General features: G+C 44.7%; 7 protein-coding genes. 6 read left to right on the forward strand and 1 reads right to left on the reverse strand.

Features of this window, described 5'->3' with window-relative positions; all coding sequences use genetic code 11:
- The 6 genes from V7Z60_RS08370 to V7Z60_RS08395 form a co-directional block, all read left to right on the forward strand.
- Nucleotides 1–1498 (forward strand): malolactic enzyme (locus V7Z60_RS08370; RefSeq protein WP_334117373.1); only part of this gene is annotated, 1498 nt, incomplete at its 5' end.
- A gap of 17 nt (nt 1499–1515) precedes the next feature.
- Entirely contained in the window at nt 1516–2481 is a 966-nt protein-coding gene (locus V7Z60_RS08375) for an AEC family transporter (protein ID WP_334117374.1), read from the forward strand.
- 123 nt (nt 2482–2604) lie between these two features.
- A complete protein-coding gene (locus V7Z60_RS08380; protein WP_334117375.1) occupies nt 2605–3369 on the forward strand; it encodes a hypothetical protein in 765 nt (254 codons plus the stop codon).
- 109 nt (nt 3370–3478) lie between these two features.
- The gene (locus V7Z60_RS08385; RefSeq protein WP_334117376.1) at nt 3479–4321 is read left to right on the forward strand and encodes a metallophosphoesterase family protein; all 843 of its coding nucleotides are present in this window, start codon (nt 3479–3481) and stop codon (nt 4319–4321) included.
- 103 nt (nt 4322–4424) lie between these two features.
- Nucleotides 4425–5045: a LysM peptidoglycan-binding domain-containing protein gene (locus V7Z60_RS08390; RefSeq protein WP_334117377.1), complete on the forward strand. Its 621-nt coding sequence runs from the start codon at nt 4425–4427 to the stop codon at nt 5043–5045.
- Between the two features lie 121 nt (nt 5046–5166).
- Nucleotides 5167–5634, forward strand: a complete 468-nt coding sequence (locus V7Z60_RS08395) for an 8-oxo-dGTP diphosphatase (RefSeq protein WP_334117378.1) — start codon at nt 5167–5169, stop codon at nt 5632–5634.
- Between the two features lie 75 nt (nt 5635–5709).
- Here the strand turns inward: V7Z60_RS08395 and V7Z60_RS08400 are convergent, their stop codons facing one another.
- On the reverse strand, nt 5710–6003 hold the full coding sequence (locus tag V7Z60_RS08400; protein WP_334117379.1) for a hypothetical protein: 294 nt from the start codon (nt 6001–6003) through the stop codon (nt 5710–5712).
- Nucleotides 6004–6114: the final 111 nt, after the last annotated feature.

The following is a 6114-nucleotide window of genomic DNA, read 5'->3' on the forward strand; positions in this document are numbered from 1 at the left end:
GCAGACGGCGCAAGCATATGCACAGTTCAGATCTAAACAGACAATGCTTGAAAAACGACTTTTTTTGATGAACGTTTTCAATACGAATCGGACGTTATTTTTTAAAATGATGGAGGAGCACCTTGTCGAATTCATGCCGATTGTGTATGATCCGGTCATTGCTGAATCAATCGAACGGTATGACGAATTATTCTTAAAACCCCAGGATGCGGCTTTCATTTCGATTGATGATCAGGAAAATATTGAAACGGTACTTGAAAATGCCGCCCAGGGACGAGACATCCGCTTAGTCGTCGCAACGGATGCCGAAGGAATTCTCGGCATGGGCGACTGGGGTGTCAATGGCGTTGACATCGCAATCGGGAAGCTTATGGTCTATACTGCGGCAGCCGGAATCGACCCCGCATGCGTTTTGCCGGTTTCGCTTGATGCCGGCACCAACAACGAAAAGCTTTTAAACGATCCGCTTTATCTTGGAAACAGACATGAACGCGTCTATGGCAGAAAATATCATGCCATGATTGATCGATTCGTGCAAGGCGTCGAAAAGCTTTTCCCTGACAGCCTGCTTCATTTTGAAGACTTCGGTCGCTCCAACGCTGCCGTAATCCTGGAAAAGTACCAGGATAAGATTTTGACGTTTAATGATGACATTCAGGGGACCGGCATTATTTCGCTTGCCGGAGTGCTCGGAGCAATGAAAATCTCCCAGCAGCGAATCACTGATCAGACGTTTTTGACTTTTGGTGCCGGAACGGCCGGAACCGGCATCGCCAAAATGCTTTGCGATGAACTTGTCAGAAACGGGTTGAGCGAAGAAGAAGCCAGGAAACGATTTTATCTGGTCGATAAACAGGGTCTGCTGTTTAAGGATACTGAAGGACTGACGCCAGGGCAGAGGATGTTTGCCCGTGATCGCTCTGAATTTACCGAAAGCCAAAAGCTGATTGACCTCGAAAACGTTGTCAAAACGATTCATCCGACCGTCATGATTGGAACATCGACCAAGCCCGGCGCCTTTACCGAAACAATTGTTAGACAAATGGCTGCCCATACTGAACGTCCGGTCATTTTCCCGCTGTCAAATCCGACCAGGCTTGCCGAAGCCAAAGCCGAAGACCTTCTCAAATGGACGAACGGCAGGGCCCTTGTTGCAACGGGCATCCCTGTTGAAGATATTGAGTATGACGGTGTATCATATGGCATCGGCCAGGCTAACAACGCATTGGTATATCCAGGCGTCGGGTTTGGCGCAATCGCCGTTAAATCCAGGATCTTGACCGAAAAAATGCTTGCAAACGCGGCTCATGCACTTGCAGACATCGTTGATGACAGTCAGGAAGGAGCTGCCGTTTTGCCTCCTGTTTCCAAGCTGCCTGAATTTTCGCAGAAGATTGCTGAAGTCGTTGCTCAAACGGCAATTGACGACGGCCTGACACGGACGAAGCTTGATGCCAAAAAAGCCGTTTTGAAAATGAAATGGATTCCTGAATACTAGTCCGAGGAGGAAAAATGATGAACGTATTTTTAACATCGGTTTCCAGCGTTCTGGTAATCGTCTTAATCATGGCGCTTGGTTATGTTCTGCGCAAAACGGGATGGTTTGCTGACGATTTTGGAGCAAACGTTGCGGCTTTGATTACGAAAATCGCACTTCCGGCTTCAATTTTTATGGGAGTTATGAATCATCTTACGAAAGAAAAGTTATTTTCGCTCGGAACGGGACTGATTTTCCCTGCCGTCTCAGTCGTTATCGGCTACTTGATTGCATTTCTTGCCGTCAAGATTTTTAAAATCAGACCGGGCCGAAGAGGGGTTTTTATGAATGCCGTCGTCAATGCGAATACGATTTTTATCGGAATGCCGCTTAATAATGCCCTGTTTGGAGAAAAGGCCATGAGCTTTTTTCTCGTCTATTACATTATCAATACCGTGTCGACGTGGGCCTTCGGAGTTTTCCTGATACAAAACGACGATCCGACGGAAGCTTCTTCGAAAGCCGGAATAAAAGTTAACTGGAAGAAACTTTTGCCAATGCCGCTTGTCGGATTCGTTGTTGCAATCATCTGGCTTTTGACGGACGTTCCGGTTCCAGGATTCATGAATCAGACTCTTTCTTATGTCGGCAGTCTGGTTACTCCGCTTTCGTTGATATATATCGGAATCGTTCTTTGCGATGCGGGACTTGGCAACGTCAAATTTGAGCATGATTCAGTTTTAGCACTGATCGGACGGTTCATACTGTCGCCGCTGATTTTAATCTTGCTCATCAAAACAGGGGATAGTCATGGCTTTATTCTGCCGGCTTTGATGAACAAAACGCTTATCGTTCAGTCTGCAACGCCAATGCTTGCAGTATTGCCGATTCTTGCCAAAGAAGCGCACGGTGATGTTGAATATGCGACAAACATCGTTGTTTTGAGTACATTGTCGTTTGTCGCAGTCGTTCCGATTCTGATGACTATCTTACAATTCATTTGACTTTAGAGATTTTTTGTTCATACTTCAACACACCGCCGTCTGACGGTCTGTTTTTTTGTTGAAAAAAACATTGTGATAGTTATATAATTGTATATACAAAATAGAGAAGGGGGGATGGATTATTTGCGAACATATGAATTTGGGGATCGACGCAAGCCGGTTATCCTGCTTCTTCCGGGAACATGCTGCCATTGGAAGAATAACTTTTTTAATGTGATACCTTACCTTAAAAGGTATTTTTACGTTGTCTGCATCTCGTATGACGGATTTGATGAAAATGAAGCATCGACTTTTCCGACGATGCTCGAAGAGACGGAAAGAATCGAGTCATATGTAAAAAAGAGATTTCAGGGACACGTCTGCTGCGTCTATGGATGTTCTTTAGGGGGGTCGTTTGTCGGGCTGCTGGCGCAAAGGCATCAAATCAGTTTTGATCACGGCATTCTGGGAAGTTCAGATCTTGATCAGGAGAGTCCTTTGCATGCAAAAGTTTCGTGCAGGATTGCGACGTTGTTCTTATATTCGGCCCTGCAAGGGAAATTCGATATGACGGCACGTCTGCTAAAAAAAGCAACCAAAAGCGACTACCTGGAAAAAATGCTTTCTTCTTTTGGAATCGACGGTGACAGAAAGGATTTCATCAGCAGGAAAAGCATCTATAATCAGGCGTATTCAGACTTGATAACTCCATTGGAAGAACAAATCGAACAAAGCGGACTGACCATTCATTGTTTTTATGCGCAGAAAATGGGCAGAAAATACCTTGAACGATACAAGAGACATTTCAAGAATCCGGACATCAGGAAACATTGCCTGAAGCATGAGGAGCTTCTTGCCTGCTATCCGAAATTATGGTCGGAAGAAGTGGCAAGGTGCTGCGGATTTTGATTTGTTCAAGAATATTTGGTCAGAAGTGCTTTTGACTTTGGTCAAAATCGTCTATACTGGAATTAAACACACTGATCAAGGAGGGCCATTTTCTTATGGCAAGTCAAGTATGTATCGAAAAATAGCATTAATCTCTGATATTCACGGAAACATGACTGCGTTTCAAGCAGTTTGTGACGATCTGAAAAAACAAAAAACTGATGAAGTCTGGTTTTTGGGCGACATGTTCTCACCGGGTCCGGGAGCTCTTGAGCAATGGAAGCTTTTCAAGTCGCTGGAACCTTCAGTCTGCGTTCGCGGCAACTGGGACGATCTGCTGGTCAACGGCTACAAGGGAAGGCTTTCTCTTGAAAAACCGAGTCGCGTTTTCTTTTCACGTCTGGCTGAATTTATCGGGATGCAGCTTGGTTCGGCAATCATCGATGAAATCGAGCATTGGCCTTTGCATCAGCTCGTTGACGTCAATAAGCTCAGTTTCAGCTGCGCTCATAATCTGCCGTTCCATAATTTCGGTCAAAAGCTTTACCCGACTTCTTCGCAGACGACGTTTGATGAAGTGCTTAAGGATACCAGGGCCGACGTTGCACTTTATGCTCACGTTCACCACCCGATTATGCGTTATACGACTGCAGAGCAATTAGTCATCAACCCAGGATCGGTCGGAGAGCCTTTCTGCGATTGGCCCGGACTTCACTATGACTTGAGAGCGGAATACTGTATTTTAGAGTGCGACGAGCAGGGGATGCCGCAAGTTTCATTCAGGAAGATTTCCTACGACCGTCAGCAGGAGATCAAGCGTGCCGAAAAAGCGGGGCTTCCGTACCTTGATTTATACTCCGACCAGCTTTATTCCGGGATAGTTCATACCCATGACCATGAACTATTGAAGAAAATCAACGAAGAACGCGGTTATTTGAAAGATGTTCTTAAATATATTGAAAAATTGAAGTGAAGTTTTGATATTTTCAAAAAAAATTAGGCCTTTTGGTGAATTTTGCAAAAAGGCCTTTTTTTAGTGTTATGATTTAGACATGAAGAAGGAAGGGAGATTAAAGATGACTGTCGAAAACACTCAAGCCGTTGATCAATCTGCATATTTGCAGGTCTTGAATCAGGCAAATGCAGGCACTCAGGCAACGCAGGCGCAACAGTTTTCAAATACTCTGAAGAATATTCAAGTTAAGTATGGCGACACCGTTTCGGAGCTTGCTGAACAATACGGGACGACGACTGATGCAATCGTTCAGGCCAACAATCTTCGCAATCCGAACTTCATTTTAGCTGGGCAGAATCTCGTCATTCCTGCCCGGGGCCAGTCAGTTCAAGCTGCTTCACAGGCTCAGACCGTCGAGTCAGCGTCTGCTTCGTCTGGAGCAGGCACGTATGTTCAATCAACAGGTAGTTCATCGTCATCTGAGTCGAATGTTTCTGCAGCCGGAACTGGTGAGAGTTCTGCTGAAGCTTCCGCACGTGCATGGATCGTTCAAAGAGAGTCTGGCGGTGATTACAATGCACGTAACGGTAAGTACATAGGCAAGTATCAATTGGACAAAAGTTACCTTAACGGTGACTATTCGCCGGCAAACCAAGAGAAAACCGCTGAAAGATACGTCAAGCAGCGGTATGGCTCCTGGGTGAATGCTCAGAAGCACTGGCAAACGCATAATTGGTATTGATACGGCAAATTCTTAAACATTTCTCTGCTCATACGGGACCGTTGACGTTGTGAATCGTCAGCGGTCTTTTTGTGATAGAATAGAATGGTATTTGTTCATAATAAGCAAAAGGGTGGTTGCAATGAAAGACAGAAGCGAAAGCGTTGAATTGACAAATATGTGCATGATTCAGAACGGAACAAGAATTCTGGTTGAAGACCGCAAAAGCAGAACATGGGCCGGTGTGACGTTTCCCGGAGGACATATCGAACCCGGCGAATCGTTTAATCATGCGATGGTTCGGGAAATTTTCGAAGAAACAGGTCTCAAGGTCAAGCACCCGTTGTTGTGCGGAATCAAACAGTTTCCAAGGAAGGACAATAAACGCTATATTGTTTTGCTGTACAGGGCAGATGACTTTGAAGGGCAAATCAAAAGCTCAAAAGAAGGGGAGATCTTCTGGATTGAACGAAAGGATCTCGGAAATTATTCATTGCCGGAAAACTTTGCTGAAATGATGCAGGTTTTTGAAGATAATCATTTGTCCGAAATCGATTATCATCCCGTGGATTCCGATTATTCCGGCGAATGGATTACTGAAATTTATTAATTGTCAAAAACGTCAGTTCGTAGAAAAGACAATGAAAATAAAAAGATGATCACGACGATCATCTTTTTTTGATATTTAAAAAAAGCATTGGAACAAGGTATAGGCTCCTGCCACAAGGCATGCCAGACCACCGACAATGGTGACGGCTTTAACTTCACCGGGAGTATCTTCCCAGGAATCACGATGATCTTTTCCGGATAGAATTTCAGTATGCTTGAGGACAAGCATCAAAAAGCCGGCAACCAGCAAGGCAATTGCCAAAATGCAATATCCAGCCTTTGTAATTATGGCAATATGAAACGATGATCCGATTGAGGCAGCCAGAACGCTGCCGATGACCGTTAAAGCAAATATGATTCGTTGATTCATCTAAAAACCTCCAATATGACCGCAATACTAATATTACAGTGTTTTAAGCCAAGATTCAAGAAAGTTCGCTGAAAACCCAGGATGAACGCCGGCGTGTTTTTGAATCGTTTC

This window comes from Ligilactobacillus sp., from assembly GCF_036846325.1.
In the GTDB taxonomy this organism is placed as follows: domain Bacteria; phylum Bacillota; class Bacilli; order Lactobacillales; family Lactobacillaceae; genus Ligilactobacillus.

What these genes read in the sequence shown, in the direction of transcription:
- V7Z60_RS08375 (WP_334117374.1), top strand. Translation starts at nt 1,516, where the DNA reads ATGAACGTATTTTTAACATCGGTTTCCAGCGTTCTGGTAATCGTCTTA.
- V7Z60_RS08385 (WP_334117376.1), top strand. Translation starts at nt 3,479, where the DNA reads ATGTATCGAAAAATAGCATTAATCTCTGATATTCACGGAAACATGACT.
- V7Z60_RS08400 (WP_334117379.1), bottom strand. Translation starts at nt 6,003, where the DNA reads ATGAATCAACGAATCATATTTGCTTTAACGGTCATCGGCAGCGTTCTG.
- V7Z60_RS08390 (WP_334117377.1), top strand. Translation starts at nt 4,425, where the DNA reads ATGACTGTCGAAAACACTCAAGCCGTTGATCAATCTGCATATTTGCAG.
- V7Z60_RS08395 (WP_334117378.1), top strand. Translation starts at nt 5,167, where the DNA reads ATGAAAGACAGAAGCGAAAGCGTTGAATTGACAAATATGTGCATGATT.